The sequence below is a fragment of the Dietzia sp. ANT_WB102 genome (assembly GCF_008369165.1).
Lineage (GTDB): Bacteria > Actinomycetota > Actinomycetes > Mycobacteriales > Mycobacteriaceae > Dietzia.
Map to the genome: position 1 here is coordinate 1,476,189 of NZ_VOBA01000001.1, position 17,014 is coordinate 1,493,202.

Here is a 17,014-nt window from a genome sequence, read left to right on the forward strand (position 1 = left end):
CCACGACACTGGAGGTCGCATGACGACAAGGTCGGCGGTGACGCTCTCGCATCTCGACGCGCTCGAGGCGGAGTCCGTCCACATCTTCCGCGAGGTAGCCGCGCAGTTCGAACGCCCGGGGATGCTCTTCTCCGGCGGCAAGGACTCGGTGGTGATGTTCCACCTCGCCCGCAAGGCCTTCTGGCCCGCGCCGATGCCGTTCCCGCTCATGCACGTGGACACGGGGCACAACTTCGATGAGGTCATCTCCTACCGCGATCGGATCGTGGCCGAGACCGGCGTCCAACTTCTCGTCTCCCACGTGCAGGACGACATCGATGCCGGCCGCGTGGTCGAGGAGACCGGTCCCGGCTCGAGCCGCAACCGGCTCCAGACCACCGCACTCCTGCGCGGCATCCAGGAGAACCGCTTCGACGCGGTCTTCGGTGGCGCCCGGCGCGACGAGGAAAAGGCCCGCGCCAAGGAACGTGTTTTCTCGTTCCGCGACGCGTTCGGCGCCTGGGATCCCCGCGCGCAGCGCCCAGAGCTGTGGAAGCTCTACAACGGTAAGCACCGCAAGGGTGAGCACATCCGCGTGTTCCCGCTGTCCAACTGGACCGAGCTGGACATCTGGCAGTACATCGAGCGCGAGGACATCGACCTGCCCCCGATCTACTACGCCCACGAGCGCGAGGTCATCGAGCGCGACGGCATGCTCCTGGCCAAGACCCGGTTCCTCGAGACGCTGCCCGGCGAGGAGTCCCGCACAGAGCTGGTCCGCTTCCGCACCGTCGGCGACGCGACCTGCACCGGCTGCGTGGAGTCCGATGCCGCCGACAACGCCGCCGTCGTCGCCGAGGTCGCGGGCACCCGCGTCACCGAGCGCGGCGCCACCCGCGCCGACGACCGGATTTCCGAGGCAGGCATGGAAGACCGCAAGAAGGAGGGCTACTTCTGATGAGCACCCCGACCACCGCAACCACGGCGTCGGCGACCGTGTCCGTGCCGTCCGCCGGCCAGGGCTCTGCCGAGCAGCTGCAGACCATGTCCGACCAGGCCCAGCTGCTGCGCATCGCCACCGCCGGGTCGGTCGACGACGGCAAGTCCACCCTCATCGGGCGCCTGCTGTTCGACTCCAAGGGCATCTTCGAGGACCAGCTCGCCTCGATCGAAGCCACCTCGGCCAAGCGCGGCGACGAGTACACCGACCTCGCACTGCTCACCGACGGGCTGCGGTCCGAGCGCGAGCAGGGCATCACGATCGACGTGGCCTACCGCTACTTCTCGACCCCGCGGCGCAAGTTCATCATCGCCGATACCCCGGGCCACGTGCAGTACACGCGCAACATGGTCACCGGCGCCTCCACGGCCGACGTGGCGATCATCCTCGTCGACGCCCGCAAGGGAGTCCTCGAGCAGACCCGCCGCCACGCCTTCCTGTCGGCGCTGCTGGGCATCCCGCGTCTGGTGGTCGCGGTGAACAAGATGGACCTCATCGACTACGACGAGGCCACCTTCGAGGCGATCCGCTCCGAGTTCACCGACTTCGCCGCCAAGCTCGAGGTCCACGACGTCACCTTCGTCCCGCTGTCCGCGCTCAAGGGCGACAACGTGGTAGACCGCTCCGAGGCCATGCCCTGGTATACCGGCCCGGCACTGCTGGACCACCTCGAGAACGTGCACATCGCCTCGGACCGCAACCTCACCGACGTCCGGTTCCCGGTGCAGTACGTGATCCGCCCCCAGCGTGCCGACGGGCTGGATCACCGCTCGTTCGCCGGCACCGTCGCCGGCGGCATCATCAAGACGGGCGACGATGTGGTGGTCATGCCGTCCGGTCGGCAGTCCACGGTCAAGGCGATCTGGGGTCCGGGCGGGGCGGAGCTGGACGAGGCCGCGGCGCCCGCCGCGGTGACGATCGCCCTGAACGACGAGATCGACATCGTCCGCGGGGAGATGATCGCGCGTCCCGGCAACCGCCCGCACCAGGGCACCGAACTCGAGGCGATGGTCTGCTGGTTCGCCGACGACACCACCCTGCAGACCAACAAGCGCTACGTCGTCAAGCACACCACCCGCGAGACCAAGGCGATCGTCACCGGGATGGAGTACCGACTCGACATCAACACCCTGCACCGGGATCCGGACTCGACCGAGCTCGAGCTCAACGAGATCGGCCGCATCGGCCTGCGCACGCAGACCCCGCTGATGTACGACCCTTACCGGCGCAACCGCGACACGGGTGCGTTCATCCTGGTCGACGAGATCACCGGCAACACCGTGGGCGCGGGCATGATCATCGGGCCGGCAGCGACGGGCTCCAACGTGGTCTGGCACGCCGGTGCCGTCCAGCGTGGGGACCGGGGGCAGGGCCGCACGCTGTGGCTCACCGGGCTCTCGGGCTCGGGCAAGTCCACCGTCGCCTCGGAGATCGAGCGACTGCTCGTCGAGGCCGGGCATCCCGCCTACATCCTCGACGGAGACAATCTGCGGCACGGACTCAACGCCGACCTCGGGTTCTCGGCCGACGACCGTGCGGAGAACATCCGCCGCACCGCGGAGGTGGCGGCACTGTTCGCGGACGCCGGCGTCGTCGTCATCTGTTCTCTCATCTCGCCCATGCGCGCCGACCGCGACGCGGCGCGGGCGGTCCACACCGCGGCGGACCTGCCGTTCACCGAGGTGTTCGTGGACACCCCGCTGGCCGAGTGCGAGGCCCGCGATCCGAAGGGCCTGTACGCCAAGGCCCGCGCCGGTGAGATCCCCGAGTTCACCGGAGTCTCCGCACCGTACGAGCCGCCGCTGACCCCCGACCTGCACGTGCGCCCCGAGGACGGGACGGCGGAAGAGGTCGCACAGCGGATCCTCAGCTCGGTCCTGGGAATCTGAGCCGGTGCCCGAGGCCCTCTGGACCTACGAGTCGCTCGGCCTCCTGGTCGTCAGCGCCGTCATCGGCGTGGTGATCGGTCTGACGGGGATGGGCGGCGGCGCACTGATGACGCCGGCGCTCATCCTCGTGGGCATCCCGCCGACGGCGGCGGTCGCCAACGACCTGGTGGTCAACGCGGTCAACAAGGTCGTCGGCGCCGGCGTGCACTGGCGGCACGGCAAACCCAACCTCGCAATCGCGTTCTGGCTGATCCTGGGCTCCGTGCCGACGGCATACTTCGGGGCGTGGCTGGTCCACGCGATCGGCGCGGACGACGTGCAGGGGCTGCTCAAGAAAGCCATCGGCGCGACGCTGATCGTGGCGTCCACCGCCTACTTCCTGCGGGCGTTCTTCGAGATGTCCGGCAGGATCAGCACCGGAAATGATCCGAACCCCCCGGTCAAGCCGGTCCTGACACTGCTGGTCGGCGTGATCGGCGGACTCATGGTCGGCATCACCTCGGTGGGATCTGGCACCGTCATCATGATGTGCATCATGCTGCTGTACCCGACCTTGGCAGCGTTACGTCTCGTCGGCACCGACCTGGTGCAGGCGGTCCCGCTGGTCATCGCGGCAGCGGTCGGGCACGTGATGGTCACCGGCGTCGACTGGAACCTGTTGGTCCCGCTGCTGATCGGTGGTGCGATCGGGACGTACTTTGGTTCGAAGTTCGCGAGTCGCGTCCCGGGGGGGCTGATCCGGCGGGGGATCACGATCGTGCTGGCGGTGACCGCCTCGGCGATGCTGGGCGCGTCGCCACTGTTCATCGGGCTGATCGCGCTGGTGCTCGTGACCGTCGGCCCGCTGGTGTGGCGACGGCTGGTGCGCCGGTACTCGGTGCACACAGAGGAGCCGGCGGGGGCCGTAGTCGTCTGATCCGGCTGAGGTCGCGGGGCCCGGTTCCCGCCGCCGGCGACGCCGCCCGGGCGTCACCGGTGGCGCAGTGGGCCCTGGGGCGCCCACACTCCAGCAGTGGTGAACACCGACCTCATGTACGCGGTCATCGGAGCGGCGCTGCTCGTCGGGTCGCTCCTGCCGCGACTGCTGCGCGACCGGGTCCTGTCCGCGCCGATCGTCGTCGTGGGCGTGGGCATGCTCATCGGATGGCTCATGCCCACCGAGTCACAGCTCGTCGACGTCATCGAGCACGCGGAGCTCGCCGAGCGGATGGCCGAGATCACCGTGATCGTCGCGCTGTTCGGCGTTGGACTCGCACTCGACCGTCCCCTGTCCTTCCGGGGTTGGAGCACCACCTGGCGCCTGCTCGCAATCGGGATGCCGCTGTCCATCGCAGGTGTCGCGTTCCTCGGGTGGTGGGCCCTGGGCGTCACCCCGGCGGTCGCGGTGCTGCTCGGCGCGGTGCTCGCCCCGACCGACCCGGTCCTCGCCTCCGATGTGCAGGTCGAGGGGCCGGGCACGGCGGAGGGGGTGACCGACGAGGCAGACGAGGCGCGGTTCGCCCTCACCTCCGAGGCGGGTCTCAACGACGCTCTCGCGTTCCCGTTCGTGTACCTGGCGATCTACTTGGCGACCAAGGGCGTGCCGACGGAGTGGGTGTGGTCCTGGCTGGCATGGGACCTCATCGGCAAGACCGTCATCGGGGCCGTGGCCGGCTGGCTGATCGGTCGGCTCGTGGGCGCGGCCCTCTACCGCGTCCGCATCGGCGACCACCGCCTGATCGGGTATGCCGACCCCGCCGCCGCGGTGGCCACCCTGACGCTGGCGTACGGCGTCGGCGAGCTGGTGGGCGGATGGGGGTTCCTCTCCGTGTTCTGCGCGGCCCTCGGCGTCCGGGCGGCCGAGCGTCACGACGAGAAGCACGCCCGGGCCCACGAGTTCATCGAATACACCGAGCATCTGCTCACCCTGCTCGTCCTGCTGGTGATCGGGGCATCGTTCATCTCGGACGCCGTCTCCCGGCTGGAATGGTCGCACGTCCTGGTAGCGGCCGGGGTGCTGTTTGTCATCAGGCCGCTGTCCGCGTGGATCGCACTGCTCGGCGACGGCCGGCTCCAGCCCGTGGAACGTGTGTTCGTCTCGGCGTTCGGGGTCAGGGGCGTCGGCTCGCTGTTCTACCTCTGCTACGCGATGGGGTACTTCTCGAAGGATGACGGTTGGTCACTCTGGCCAGCGGTGTCGCTGGTGATCGTCTCTTCCATCGTCCTGCACGGGGCGGCGTCGTCGCCAGCCGTGAAGGCGCTCGACCGTCTCCGCGGGCGGTCCACCTGAGGCCAGCCGGGATCAGCCGGGGGGTGGGCCGGCTGGTGGATCGGCAATTGTGACGGCGTCCGGCGGGTGTCGATGGCAACACTGTCATGCAGTAAAAATTTATGACATGCTTCCCTTCTGTGCGTCGGCTATGGGCGGACGCCATTGCCCCGAGGGGAACGATGAACGAGGGCGGAGAGCGTCACTGTTACGTCGAGGAGACGGCTGACGGCGCGGTCTGGGGGTGTCGTCGCTGCGACTCGCGTAGTGGTGTCCTGCCATCGCGCGGGGCAGCCCGCGTGGCGGCCGACGCGCACCGCTGCCCGGACGAGCCCGCCCGCGTCGTGCGCGAATACGGGCATGGTCGGCGCCGGGGCTTGCGCTCACGCTGGCGTTAGGCATCCCGTGTCCGTGTTGCTGGCGTGCCTTCTAGGCTGGTGGTCATGACCGCCGCCACGCGTACCCCGGATCAACAGCTCGCCGTCGACCTCGCAATGGAGGCGGGGCGCCTGCTGGTGGACCTGCGGTCCTCCGGTCCGTCCGGGCGAGAGCTCGGTGACCTCGGCGACCGGCGCGCCAACACCGTGCTGCTCGAGCGGCTCGCCGCCGATCGCCCCGATGACGCGGTCCTGTCCGAGGAGTCCGCCGACGACCTCGCGCGAGTGGACTCCGATCGAGTGTGGATCATCGACCCCGTGGACGGCACGCGCGAGTACGGACTCGGCGACCGACCGGACTGGGCCGTTCACGTGGCCCTATGGGAACGCGACGGAGACCCGGCGTTGTCACGGCTCACCGCCGCAGCAGTCGGTCTGCCGGCCCTCGGCGTGGTGGCGGGGGTTGACGACGACGAGATCTACGCCGCACCCGTAGGCAACGGCGGGGTTCACGGGGGCGGCCTTCTTCCTCCGCGATCGGGCTCCCGTCCGCGGATCGTCCTCTCGGCCTCCCGGCCGCCGCGATTCGCGGACGCGGTGGCGGAGGCGGTAGGTGGCGAGCTCGTGCCGCTGGGGTCGGCCGGCGCCAAAGCGGCAGCTGTCGTCCGCGGTGAGGCGGACGCCTATATTCACGCCGGCGGGCAGTATCAGTGGGACTCGGCGGCGCCGGCCGGGGTGGCGTTGGCCCGCGGGTTCGTCGCAGTGCGAATCGACGGCTCGCCGCTGGAGTACAACGTGGCGGACACTTACCTTCCGGACCTGCTCGTCTGCCGGTCCGACCTTGCCGACGCGATCCTGGGCGCGATCGCGGACCACGACGGCCCGGCCCCGCATAGAGCGGGACCGGGCCGTTAGTTCCGGCTGTTGCCGGGTGCCGTCGGGTTGGCGTCCCGCCGGCGGATCGTTTACTTGGCGGTGATCAGCGCGCCGGCGATGGCGGCCATGAACGCGTCCTTGGACAGGGGGATGCCCTCCTGGCTGGGGCGAATGCCGTCGGCCTCGGTCATGGTGGGGTTGCGGAAGTACATCGCGAGCAGGCCGGCGGAGAACGCGCCGAGGGCGGCGCCGGCGATCTTGCGGGGCACGATCGGGGTGAGCAGGGCGGCGCCGATCCCGATCTCGGAGTAGGCGACGAACTTGCCGAACGAATCCGGGTCCATCTTGTTCACGGCGGGCACTCCGGTCGCGGCGAAGCCCTGCAGTCCCTGGGCGGCTTCGGTCGGCATTCCGCGCTTGCCGAGGCCGGAGTTGAGAATGAAGGCTCCGGTGACTCCGCGGAGGATGGCGTTGGACAGGCTCACGGCGTTCCCCTTGTTCGGTAACGGTGTAGTGGGTGGCAACTAGCTGATACGACACTTTGGTGACGTGGCATCAATCAGGGTAACGCATCCGGCCCCGGTTGTAATCCCGCGCGAGACGGCGGGGTCGGGTGCGGTCGAGGCGCAGTGATGGGAAAGTCCTAGGCATGAGTTCACTTAGCCCCGACATCACCGACAAACCGCACCCTGACGCAGACCCGGACGCCGGGAAGCCGGACTCGCCCACCTCCTTGAAAAGAGGCACCTGGAAGCTCGGACTCAAACGCGCGGCGGTGGAGTTCAGCAAGGACAACTGCACCGACCTCGCCGCCTCGCTGACCTACTTCGCGGTCCTCTCGCTCTTCCCGGCGCTGCTCGCCGTGGTCTCTCTGCTCGGCGTGTTCGGCCAAGGCCAAGCCACAGTCGATGCCGTGATGGACATCCTCGATGGGTCGGTCCCCGAGGAGACCCTCGCAGCGCTGCGCGGGCCGATCGAGGGGCTGATCAACACGCCGGCGGCCGGGTTCGCCCTGGTCACCGGTGTCGTCGGCGCACTCTGGACGGCCTCCGGATACGTGGGCGGTTTCGGTCGGGCCATGAACCGCATCTACGAGGTCGAGGAAGGGCGGCCCTTCTGGAAGCTCAAGCCCATGATGGTCCTGCTCACCGCCGTCCTGCTGCTCCTGGTGGCGCTGGCCGGGCTCATGCTGGTCGTCAGCGGGCCCATCGCCCAATGGGTCGGTGACCTCATCGGGCTCGGCTCGACCGCCGTCACCGTGTGGGGCATCGCGAAGTGGCCGGTGCTGGTCCTCGTCGTCGTCATCATCCTGGCGGTCCTGTACGGGTTCGCGCCCAACGTCAAGCAGCCGAAGTTCCGGTGGATCTCACTCGGGGCGGTGGTCGCTCTGATCGTCTGGGGCGTCGCCACCGTCGGCTTCTTCTTCTACGTCTCGAACTTCAGTAGCTACAACGCCACCTACGGCTCGTTGGCCGGCGTGATCGTCTTCCTGCTGTGGCTCTGGATCACGAACAACGCCTTCCTGTTCGGCGCCGAGGTCGACGCGGAGATGGAGCGTGCCCGCCAGCTCCAAGCCGGAATGCATGCGGAGGAGAACATCCAGCTCCCGCCCCGTGACACCACAGCCAGTGACAAGGCCGCGGAGAAGCGCCAGCAGGCGATCGATGATGCCGCCGATGTCCGCCGCGAGGCCCAGGTGGAGCAGGCCCGCGACCGGACCTGACCGGCGCGGCTGAGGCGCCCCCCGACGGCAGCGGACACAATCAGCTCATGACCAGATCCCAGACGGCTCCGGCGCGGGCCCGGCGAGGGCTGCACACCGTCCGGTTGGTGCTCACGCGTTCGGTGTCGGAGTTCCTCCGTGACCGCGGGCCCGATCTCGCGGGTTCCCTGACTTTCTACGGGGTCTTGTCACTGTTCCCGGCGCTCCTCGTGGTGATCTCGCTGCTCGGTGTGTTCGGCCAGGGTTCGAGGACTGTGGACGCAGTGATGGACATGCTCTCCGATGTGGCCCAGCCCGAGCTCCTGGACCCGATCCGCGGGCCGATCGAGGCCCTGGTGACCACGCCGGCGGCCGGGACGGCGTTGATCATCGGCACCGTGGTGGCACTGTGGTCGGCCTCGAGATACGTGTGGGCCCTGGGGCGGGCGATGAACGCTGTGCTCGGGATCGAAGAGGGGCGGCCCGTGTGGCGGTTACTGCCGGCGGGGCTGCTACTGACGGCGCTCCTCATCGGGCTGGTGACGATCGGTGGGCTGGCGCTGGTGTTCTCCGGCCCGGTCGCTGAGACCGTCGGCGGATGGATCGGTCTCGGCGGCACCGCACTGGCCGTGTGGTCCGCCGCCAAGTGGCCCGCCGCTCTGGTGTCGGCCGTCATCGCCCTGGCTGTCCTGTATCGCTTCGCCCCCAATGTCTCCGGTCGTCGGATCAGCTGGGTGTCGCTCGGGGCCGCGGCGGCATTGGTGATCATCGGAGCCGCGACGGTGGGGTTCGGGTTCTTCGTCTCCAACGTCGGGAGCTTCAACCGCGTCTACGGTTCGCTGGCGGGTGTCATCGTCTTTCTCTTCTGGTTGTGGCTGGTCAACATGGCCGTGGTGTTTGGCGCGCATCTGGACGCGGAGGTCCTGCGCGTCCGGCAGTTGCGGGCGGGCATCCCCGCCGAGGAGGAGCTCCTGGTGACACCCAGAGACACCCGGGCCTCGGACTGGCAGCACCGGCATCGCGCCAAGATGATCGCGGCCTACCGTGAACTGCGCCGTGACCCGCCCGCCGCCGACCGTGCGGACGCCCTGGCCGCCGCCGACGCCCCAGCCGCCGCCGACAGCGTGTCCGCAGCCGGGAAGTCGCGTCAGGGCGAGGATCGGGCGGGCGAAGAACCGGCGCGCGACGAGCCCTCGGGCGATGACCGAGCCTGGCGGTAGGGTTGGGCGCATGCGCCTCGTCGTCACCGGGGGAGCCGGGTTCATCGGCGCCAACTTCGTCCACACCGTGATCCGCGAGCACCCGGACGCCCACGTCACGGTGCTGGATTCGATGACTTACGCCGCCAACCGCGCCAGCCTGGACGGCCTGCCCGCAGACCGGGTGGACCTGGTCGAGGCGGACTGCGCGAATCCGGAGAGCACCGGCCGGCTGGTAGGCGAGCTGACCGGGCCGCGGGACGCCGTAGTGCACTTCGCGGCCGAGAGCCACAACGACAACTCGCTGGCCACCCCCTGGCCCTTCGTGCACTCCAACATCATCGGCACCTACGCCGTGCTTGAGGCCTGCCGCCGCCACGATGTGCGGCTGCACCACGTCTCGACCGACGAGGTGTACGGCGACCTTCAACTCGACGACCCGGCCAAGTTCACCCCGGCCACCGCGTACAACCCGTCGAGCCCCTACTCGGCCACCAAGGCGGGCGCCGACATGCTGGTGCGGGCATGGGTGCGCAGCTTCGGCGTGCGCGCCACCCTGAGCAATTGTTCGAACAATTACGGTCCACGCCAACACGTGGAGAAGTTCATCCCCCGGCAGATCACCACCATCCTCACCGGCGGTCGGCCCCGCCTCTACGGCAGTGGCGCCAATGTGCGCGACTGGATCCATGTGGACGATCACAACGCGGCGGTCCTGGCGATCCTCGACCGCGGCGAACCGGGGCGCACCTACCTCATCGGGGCGGACGGGGAGCGTTCGAACCTGGACGTGATGCAGCTGCTGTGCGAACTGATGGATCACGACGGGTTTGACCACGTCACCGACCGACCCGGCCACGACCTGCGCTACGCCATCGACGCCACGGCCACCCGCGACGAGTTGGGCTGGCGGCCGCAGCACACGGACCTGCGCGAGGGCCTGCGGCAGACCATCGACTGGTACCGCGAGAACCGCGCCTGGTGGGAGCCGGTCAAGGAGCGCGTCGAGGCACAGTACGCGCGAACGGAGCGGGTCCTGTGAAGGGCATCGTCCTGGCCGGCGGCAGCGGAACCCGGTTGCAGCCACTCACGTTGGCCACGAGCAAGCAGCTCATGCCGGTGTACGACAAGCCGATGATCTACTACCCGCTGACCACGCTCATGTTGGCGGGCATCCGTGACATCCTGCTCATCACCACGCCGCAGGACGCCCCGCAGTTCCGCCGGCTCCTCGGCGACGGCGGCCAGTTCGGCATCACGCTCACCTACATCGAGCAAGCGGCTCCGGAGGGCCTGGCGCAGGCGTTGGTGCTGGGTGCGAACCACATCGGCGACGAGCCGGTGGCGCTGATTCTGGGCGACAACATCTTCTACGGCCCCGGGATGGGCACACAGCTGCGCAGGTTCGCCGACCCCGACGGCGGTGCGGTCTTCGCCTACCGCGTCTCCAACCCGGGCGAGTACGGGGTGATCGACTTCGACGCCAACGGCCGCGCGATCAGCCTCGAGGAGAAGCCGAAGGACCCGGTCTCCGACTTCGCCGTCCCGGGTCTCTACTTCTATAGTGCCGATGTCGTGGACGTGGCCCGCCGACTGGAGAAGTCGCCCCGCGGCGAATACGAGATCACCGACATCAACCGCCACTACCTCGAGGCCGGCCGACTGCAGGTCGAGGTCCTCCCGCGCGGTACGGCGTGGCTCGACACCGGCACACACGATTCGCTGCTCGACGCCGGCAACTACATCCGCACGATAGAGGATCGCCAGGGCCTGAAGATCGGTTGCCCGGAGGAGGTGGCGTGGCGGATGGGGTATCTCGACGACGACGAGCTCGTTGACCGCGCGCGGGACCTGCACAAGTCGGGTTACGGCGCGTACCTCCTCGACGTCCTGCGCCGCGAGAAGGGGGCCCTGAGGTGACGGAGCCATTCCGACCGACCGGCCTGCCCCGGATCCTCGTGACCGGCGGTCGCGGCCAGCTCGGCAGCGCACTGTCCGGCGTGGCCGACACCCCTGGCCGCGACGAACTCGACCTCACCCGGCCGGACTCCATCGCGGCGGCGCTGGACCGGCACGCCCCGGAGGTGGTGATCAACGCGGCCGCATACACCGATGTCGACGGCGCGGAATCCGACGAGGCCACCGCGCGAGCAATCAACTCGGATGGCGTGGAGTCGTTGGCGGTCGCGTGCCGGGACAGGGGGACGAGGCTCATCCACATCAGCACCGACTACGTCTTCTCGGGCGAGGTCCCCGGTGGTGGCGATCCCGCCACGGCACCTGCCCTGGAGCCGTACGACCCCACTGCGCCGGCGACTGCGTACGGCCGCACCAAACTCGCGGGGGAACGGGCCGCGCTGGCCGTGTACCCGGAGACGACGATCATCCGCACCGCCTGGCTGTATACCGGGCCCGCGCGCGAGCGGCGAGGGATCCCCGGGGGCGACTTCGTTGCGACGATGGTCCGGTTGGAGCGCGAACGCGAAGAGATCACCGTGGTCGACGACCAGTGGGGCTCGCCGACCTACGCCCAGGCGCTCGCAAATCTCCTACTCGAGATGCTGGCAGTCGAGAATGCCGGAACCCACGACACCCGGGGCCTCACCCTGCACGCCACGGGCGGTGGTCGCGCCACCTGGTGCGATCTCGCCCGCGCGGTGTTCGAGGCCTACGGTGCCGACCCCGAGCGGGTGCGACCGTGCACCACGGAGGAATTCCCCAGGCCCGCCCCGCGCCCAGCGTTCTCCGTGCTCTCTGACGCCGCGTGGCGCGATGCCGGTCTCTCGCCGCTGCCGGACTGGCGGGCCGACCTCACCTCCGCGATCGCCGAGGACGCGTGGCAGGCCCGGGGCGGTCGGTGACTCACACGCCCCTGCACCGCACCGTCCTGTCCGCCACCGCGGTGCTGATCGCGGGCGCGCTCACGCTCACGGCCTGGGGTGCGTTCCTGCTGCAACCTCGCGCGGATGAGCCGGTGCGTGCAGACGCCGTGGTGATGCTCGCCGGCGCCGATGATGGCCGGCACCTCTACGCCCGCGACCTGGTGGAGGCGGGGTATGCCGAGACGTTGCTGGTGAGCAACCCCGGGGGCAATTCCGAGACGGTGGCACGGCGACTGTGCACCGGTGTCTCCCGCCCGGCCGATGCGGAGGTCGTCTGCTTCTCGCCCGACCCGCGCACCACGTGGGGCGAGGCTCAGACGATCGCGGCGATCGCGAGGACGCGCGGCTGGGAACGAATCCTGGTGGTGACCAATCGACCCCACACGCTGAGGGCGGGCACGTGGATGCGGAACGCCACGGGGCTGGATGTGCGGATGACGCCCATCGAGCGCGTCGACCGCACGATGTTGCCGGTTCACCTGGTCTGGGAGATCGCCGGCTGGGTCAAGGGCCGCATCAACGGCTATTGGTGAGCTCAGGACCCTGTGAGCTCAGACACCTGTGAGCTCAGGCGGTCCCAGCCCGCATCGCGGACGGGGCCGCGATCGGCGCGCGGGTCGTGACCCGCGGTGAGGGCAGTCCCTCGTGCGCCTTGGTGATCCGCCCGAACACCGCGGCGCGGTCCATCGGCCGGTGCGGGAGATCCAATGCGCGACGCACCTCCGACGGCACCAGACTCGTGGCGGCGTCCACGACCGTGGTGCACGATCGGTGGGCGATCGCTGAGTTCTCAGTGACTCCGGGACAGGCGCGGGCGGCCTCACGCAGTCGCCTGGCGGCGCGGCGTCCGGCAACGGTGGTCCGGGCTCGAGCGCGGGAGCGGCGCAGGAGCTGCTCGAGTTCGCGGACGGTTGACGGGAAGCCCCGGGCGCCCTGGAGGTGTGCCAGACCCGACCACTGGTGCACGTACTTGTCGGAGTCGGCTGGGGAGAGCGGCTGACCCGAGAAGCGTTGGAAGGCGGCGAGCAGGGCCCATGCCATGGCGGCCTGCGCCCACTCGACGAGCCCCGGATCCGAGCCGTAGAAGTAGTCGCCGTGTTCGGTGGTGCCGGAGAACGAGCTGTGGTCGCGGTGGGCGTGCTCGATGGTCACCATGGCGTCGTCCACGGTGCCGAACGTCGAGATCTCCACGAGATCGTGCAAGTAGTCGTCCACCGTCCACGGGTTCTCGTCGGCTCCGCAGGTCGCCAGCACGGCGGCGTAAGTGGGGTCGGAGATCAGCATGAGTAGGCCGGTCGTGATGCCGATCGGGGTGGACGCGTCGCCGTGGATACGCCAGATGGGCTCACCCTGATGGAACCAGCGGGGTCCGGGGATGTCGAGAATCGAGCACGCCGGTGCGCCCGCGGCAGCGCGTGGAACTAGTGCTGACATGCACACACCCCGGGGTTGTGGCGCCGCCTGAGCGGGCGGCCGGATAGGACCTGTCACAGACTCTATCGTCCGGCTGCGCGCTAGTGAAGGAATCCGGCTGTGGTCGCTGAGGAAATCACGAGAGACCCCGGCATGGCGGGGCCGAAGGCGTGGGGGCTCTAGGGTGGACGGTGCATGCCAGACGCGTTTCAGAACCCGCAAGGAGACGGCCGTGACCGCTACCCCTCTTCCCGACCCCCGCACCGGCCCCGTCGTCCCGGACCGCTTCGCCGGCCGCACCGCGCTCGTCACCGGCGCGAGCCGCGGGATCGGCTTGGGGATCGCCCGCCGCCTGCTCGCCGAGGGGGCGTCGGTGGTCATCACCGCGCGCGGTCAGGAGGGGCTCGACCAGGCCGTCGCGGACCTCGGCGCGCCGCAGCGGGTGCTGGCCGTGGCCGGCAAGAGCGACGACGAGGGCCACCAGAGTGAGGTCGTCGCCCGCGCCGAGGAGGCATTCGGGCCCATCGACCTGCTGGTCAACAACACCGGTATCAATCCGGTGTACGGACGGACGGTGGACCTCGATCTCGCGGCCGCCCGCAAGATCACCGAGGTCAACGCGCTCGGCACCCTGTCCTGGACGCAGAAGGTCTACCATTCGGGCCTTGGCGAGCGTGGCGGCGCGGTCGTCAATATCGCCTCGATCGCCGGCCTGGCCCCGTCTCCCGGGATCGGCTGGTACGGCGCCACCAAGGCGCTGGTGATGCGGCTGACGCAGGAGCTCGCGGTGGAGGTCGGGCCGGCAGTGCGCGTCAACGCGGTGGCCCCGGGTGTGGTCAAGACCAGATTCGCCGAGGCGCTGTACGAAGGCCGCGAGGAGGCCATGAGTGCGGCGCTGCCGGCCGGCCGGTTGGGGGTACCCGACGACATCGCCGGACCCGTTGCGTTCCTGTTGTCCGACGACGCCCACTGGATGACCGGCCAGACCCTGGTCGTCGACGGTGGCGCGCACATCGTCGGCGCGGGCCTGCAGGGCTGACGGGGGCGACAGCTGTGACCTCGATCCAGGAATACTGCGCCTCGACTGGTCGAAGCCTCGAGGCGAGCCCGCCCATGGCCGTCGCCGCGCAGCCGCTGACCTGGGTGGACAACCCGCCGTGGCAGCGGATCGACTCTCCCGAGCCGTCCGCGGTGATCTACGTGGACCCGGCGGCCCACCGCGACGGGTTCTCACCCAACGCGGTGGCCACCTGTGCCCGCGTCACCCCCGCGATGGGCACTGAGCAGGCGGTCGACATGATCGTCGCCACCGCCGACTCGTTGACCGACTGGGTGCTGCTCGACCAGGTGGCGGGCGAGGGAGACGTGTCCGCCGGTGCCGTGCGGAGCGCCTATCGCTACCTGCGAGGCACGTACTCGGCCGAACCGGGCCAGATGGCCACCTCGAGTCTGATCGTGGGATGGAGCGACGACGAGGCCACATATGTGTTTCAGTTCGTCGTCACCGGGTGGCGCGAGGACGTTTCCGTCCACGACGACGCCATGGGCTGCTTGCTGATCGGGGAGTGGACGGCTGCGCAGATCGTGGACGCCATGCGCGGCTAAGGTGGGCGACGCCCGTCAGCGGGGCGCCACAGGAGACGAGAACCGGCAGACGGTGGGAAGGCGGGACCGACGTGCAGCTACGTGAGCTCAGCGTGTCGGGGGCGTGGGAGATCACCCCCAGGCAGATCTCCGACGATCGGGGGATGTTCCACGAGGCGTTCACCGACGAGGCCTTCCGTCGTATGACCGGTCACCGCTTCGACCTCGCTCAGGTCAACGTGTCGGTCTCCGGGGAGGGGGTGCTGCGAGGTCTGCACTTCGCCGACGTCCCGCCCGGTCAGGCCAAGTACGTGCTGTGCCCGTCCGGCACCGTGTTCGACGTGATCGTGGACGTCCGCGTGGGCTCGCCGACCTTCGGCGAGTGGGCCGGGGTCATCCTGGATTCCGTCGAACAGCGGGCGATCTACATCCCCGAGGGCGTCGCGCACGGGTTCCTGGCGCTCGAGCCGCAGTCCACCGTGATGTACTTCTGCTCTGAGGGGTGGCGGCCCGGAGCCGAGCATGTGATCGACGCATTCGATCCCAAGATCGCGATCGACTGGCCCCGAACGGCCCTCGACGGTACGGCCATCGAGCACGTGATGAGCGAGCGCGACCGCGATGCCCCGAGCCTGCTCGACGTCGCTGCCGACGGCCGTCTGCCACAGTGGGAGGCCTGCCGGACGCACGTCGAGCGACTGCGGACTGTGTCGTCCAGAGTCGATGCGGAGTGGCGCCCAGGCGGGAGCTGATCTACCCTCTTTTGTATACCCCATGGGGTATCGAGTCTATTGTGAGGAGATCATCATGTGTTACCCGGTCACCTGCCCCGTCTGCGGCAAGACCACCTGGGACGGCTGTGGTGAGCACGTCGACCAGGTCAAGGCCACCGTGCCCGCCGAGCAGTGGTGCGACGGACAGCACGAGGCAGCCGCGAACTGACTCCTGGACGGGACGCGACCCGGCGACATCAGTGGTTCGCCTGTAGCCCGGCGGGGGCGACCAGCGCCGGTCCGGGCCCGACGGCGTGGCACACGGGGTAGAACCGGGGGAAGGCTAATCCCTCATCCCCTCCGGAGGCCCCATGAGCACGCCGTATGTCCTCGTCGAGCGCAGCAGCCCGATCGCTCGCGTCACCCTCGACCGACCCGAGCGCCGTAACCCGCTTTCGCTGCAGATGATGCGCGAGGCCACCGCGGCGATCCGCGATCTCGGCAATGACCCCGACTGCAGCGTCGTGGTCCTCACCGGCTCCGGTCCCGCACTATCGGCCGGCCACGAGATCGGGGAGATGGTCGACCGCACGCTCGAGCAGGAGCGCGAAGTGTTCACCACCTGCGTCGACCTCATGGAGAGCATCCAGGCGATCAGGCAGCCGGTCATCGCCGAGGTGCAGGGTCACGCGATAGCGGCCGGGTGCCAGCTCGTCGCCACCTGCGACCTGGCCGTGGCGGTCGACACCGCGCGCTTCGGGACCCCGGGCGTGAAGATCGGACTGTTCTGTTCGACCCCCATGGTGGCGGTCTCCCGCACTATCGGTCGCAAGCGCGCCATGCAGATGTTGCTGACCGGCGAGACGATCGACGCCGCCGTCGCCGTGGACTGGGGCCTGATCAACGAGGCGGTGCCCGCCGACCGGCTGCGGGCCCGGGTCGACGAGCTGGCACTGCAGATCGCCGACGCCAGTCCGCTGACGGTGGCGATCGGCAAGCAGGCCTTCTATCGGCAGATCGACCTGCCACAAGACGAGGCGTACCGCGAGATGGCCGAGACAATGGCCACCAACGCCGTCACCTGCGACGCGCAGGAGGGCATGTCCGCGTTCCTGGAGAAGCGCACCCCGAAGTGGCGCGGGGAGTGACCCG

General features: G+C 69.3%; 18 protein-coding genes. 16 read left to right on the forward strand and 2 right to left on the reverse strand.

Features of this window, described 5'->3' with window-relative positions:
- The first annotated feature begins 19 nt into the window (after window positions 1-19).
- From cysD to FQ137_RS06795, 5 genes are all read left to right on the forward strand, one after another.
- On the forward strand, window positions 20-937 hold the full coding sequence (gene cysD / locus FQ137_RS06775; RefSeq protein WP_149291714.1) for a sulfate adenylyltransferase subunit CysD: 918 nt from the start codon (window positions 20-22) through the stop codon (window positions 935-937).
- Window positions 937-2,868 (forward strand): sulfate adenylyltransferase subunit CysN, encoded by a 1,932-nt coding sequence (cysN, locus tag FQ137_RS06780; protein WP_149291715.1) that lies wholly within the window; start codon window positions 937-939, stop codon window positions 2,866-2,868. Before cysD ends, cysN begins: the two co-directional genes overlap by 1 nt.
- A gap of 4 nt (window positions 2,869-2,872) precedes the next feature.
- Window positions 2,873-3,784, forward strand: coding sequence for a sulfite exporter TauE/SafE family protein (locus tag FQ137_RS06785; RefSeq protein WP_149291716.1), 912 nt, complete (start codon window positions 2,873-2,875; stop codon window positions 3,782-3,784).
- A gap of 96 nt (window positions 3,785-3,880) precedes the next feature.
- A complete protein-coding gene (locus tag FQ137_RS06790) occupies window positions 3,881-5,137 on the forward strand; it encodes a sodium:proton antiporter (RefSeq protein WP_149291717.1) in 1,257 nt (418 codons plus the stop codon).
- Between the two features lie 422 nt (window positions 5,138-5,559).
- Window positions 5,560-6,408 carry a 3'(2'),5'-bisphosphate nucleotidase CysQ gene (locus tag FQ137_RS06795; protein ID WP_149291718.1) on the forward strand — a complete coding sequence of 283 codons (849 nt, stop codon included), beginning with the start codon at window positions 5,560-5,562 and terminating at the stop codon, window positions 6,406-6,408.
- A 50-nt stretch (window positions 6,409-6,458) separates the two neighbouring features.
- On the opposite strand, the gene FQ137_RS06800 is transcribed toward FQ137_RS06795, so the two are convergent.
- The gene (locus FQ137_RS06800) at window positions 6,459-6,854 is read right to left on the reverse strand and encodes a hypothetical protein (protein WP_149291719.1); all 396 of its coding nucleotides are present in this window, start codon (window positions 6,852-6,854) and stop codon (window positions 6,459-6,461) included.
- A 164-nt stretch (window positions 6,855-7,018) separates the two neighbouring features.
- On the opposite strand from FQ137_RS06800, the gene FQ137_RS06805 reads away from it, so the two are divergent.
- Genes FQ137_RS06805 through FQ137_RS06830 form a run of 6 tightly spaced genes read left to right on the forward strand, consistent with a single transcriptional unit; the run spans window position 7,019 to window position 12,685 of the window.
- A complete protein-coding gene (locus tag FQ137_RS06805) occupies window positions 7,019-8,092 on the forward strand; it encodes a YihY/virulence factor BrkB family protein (RefSeq protein WP_149291720.1) in 1,074 nt (357 codons plus the stop codon).
- 47 nt (window positions 8,093-8,139) lie between these two features.
- Window positions 8,140-9,291 (forward strand): YihY/virulence factor BrkB family protein, encoded by a 1,152-nt coding sequence (locus FQ137_RS06810; RefSeq protein ID WP_149291721.1) that lies wholly within the window; start codon window positions 8,140-8,142, stop codon window positions 9,289-9,291.
- A 10-nt stretch (window positions 9,292-9,301) separates the two neighbouring features.
- Window positions 9,302-10,312 carry a dTDP-glucose 4,6-dehydratase gene (rfbB, locus tag FQ137_RS06815; protein WP_149291722.1) on the forward strand — a complete coding sequence of 337 codons (1,011 nt, stop codon included), beginning with the start codon at window positions 9,302-9,304 and terminating at the stop codon, window positions 10,310-10,312.
- Entirely contained in the window at window positions 10,309-11,190 is an 882-nt protein-coding gene (rfbA, locus tag FQ137_RS06820; RefSeq protein ID WP_149291723.1) for a glucose-1-phosphate thymidylyltransferase RfbA, read from the forward strand. Before rfbB ends, rfbA begins: the two co-directional genes overlap by 4 nt.
- A gap of 23 nt (window positions 11,191-11,213) precedes the next feature.
- The gene (gene rfbD, locus FQ137_RS06825) at window positions 11,214-12,131 is read left to right on the forward strand and encodes a dTDP-4-dehydrorhamnose reductase (protein WP_370452383.1); all 918 of its coding nucleotides are present in this window, start codon (window positions 11,214-11,216) and stop codon (window positions 12,129-12,131) included.
- Window positions 12,128-12,685, forward strand: a complete 558-nt coding sequence (locus tag FQ137_RS06830) for a YdcF family protein (RefSeq protein WP_149291724.1) — start codon at window positions 12,128-12,130, stop codon at window positions 12,683-12,685. Before rfbD ends, FQ137_RS06830 begins: the two co-directional genes overlap by 4 nt.
- Window positions 12,686-12,719: 34 nt before the next feature.
- On the opposite strand, the gene FQ137_RS06835 is transcribed toward FQ137_RS06830, so the two are convergent.
- Window positions 12,720-13,586, reverse strand: coding sequence for an oxygenase MpaB family protein (locus tag FQ137_RS06835; protein WP_149291725.1), 867 nt, complete (start codon window positions 13,584-13,586; stop codon window positions 12,720-12,722).
- Window positions 13,587-13,797: 211 nt separating this feature from the next.
- Between FQ137_RS06835 and FQ137_RS06840 the strand changes: the two genes are divergently transcribed.
- The 5 genes from FQ137_RS06840 (at window position 13,798) to FQ137_RS06855 (ending at window position 17,010) form a co-directional block, all read left to right on the forward strand.
- Window positions 13,798-14,604 (forward strand): SDR family oxidoreductase, encoded by an 807-nt coding sequence (locus tag FQ137_RS06840; protein ID WP_149291726.1) that lies wholly within the window; start codon window positions 13,798-13,800, stop codon window positions 14,602-14,604.
- 14 nt (window positions 14,605-14,618) lie between these two features.
- Complete coding sequence (locus FQ137_RS06845) at window positions 14,619-15,170, forward strand: LpqN/LpqT family lipoprotein (RefSeq protein ID WP_149291727.1); 552 nt, start codon at window positions 14,619-14,621, stop codon at window positions 15,168-15,170.
- 71 nt (window positions 15,171-15,241) lie between these two features.
- A complete protein-coding gene (gene rfbC, locus FQ137_RS06850) occupies window positions 15,242-15,901 on the forward strand; it encodes a dTDP-4-dehydrorhamnose 3,5-epimerase (protein WP_149291728.1) in 660 nt (219 codons plus the stop codon).
- A 22-nt stretch (window positions 15,902-15,923) separates the two neighbouring features.
- A complete protein-coding gene (locus FQ137_RS15355; RefSeq protein WP_188064990.1) occupies window positions 15,924-16,091 on the forward strand; it encodes a hypothetical protein in 168 nt (55 codons plus the stop codon).
- Between the two features lie 142 nt (window positions 16,092-16,233).
- A complete protein-coding gene (locus FQ137_RS06855; RefSeq protein ID WP_149291729.1) occupies window positions 16,234-17,010 on the forward strand; it encodes an enoyl-CoA hydratase in 777 nt (258 codons plus the stop codon).
- The last annotated feature ends 4 nt before the right edge of the window (window positions 17,011-17,014 follow it).

Excerpts from the sequence above, each read along its gene's own strand:
- FQ137_RS06835 (WP_149291725.1), bottom strand. The coding sequence starts at position 13,586 with ATGTCAGCACTAGTTCCACGCGCTGCCGCGGGCGCACCGGCGTGCTCG.
- FQ137_RS06805 (WP_149291720.1), top strand. The coding sequence starts at position 7,019 with ATGAGTTCACTTAGCCCCGACATCACCGACAAACCGCACCCTGACGCA.
- FQ137_RS06795 (WP_149291718.1), top strand. The coding sequence starts at position 5,560 with ATGACCGCCGCCACGCGTACCCCGGATCAACAGCTCGCCGTCGACCTC.
- FQ137_RS06810 (WP_149291721.1), top strand. The coding sequence starts at position 8,140 with ATGACCAGATCCCAGACGGCTCCGGCGCGGGCCCGGCGAGGGCTGCAC.
- cysN (WP_149291715.1), top strand. The coding sequence starts at position 937 with ATGAGCACCCCGACCACCGCAACCACGGCGTCGGCGACCGTGTCCGTG.
- rfbB (WP_149291722.1), top strand. The coding sequence starts at position 9,302 with ATGCGCCTCGTCGTCACCGGGGGAGCCGGGTTCATCGGCGCCAACTTC.
- cysD (WP_149291714.1), top strand. The coding sequence starts at position 20 with ATGACGACAAGGTCGGCGGTGACGCTCTCGCATCTCGACGCGCTCGAG.
- FQ137_RS06855 (WP_149291729.1), top strand. The coding sequence starts at position 16,234 with ATGAGCACGCCGTATGTCCTCGTCGAGCGCAGCAGCCCGATCGCTCGC.
- FQ137_RS15355 (WP_188064990.1), top strand. The coding sequence starts at position 15,924 with ATGGGGTATCGAGTCTATTGTGAGGAGATCATCATGTGTTACCCGGTC.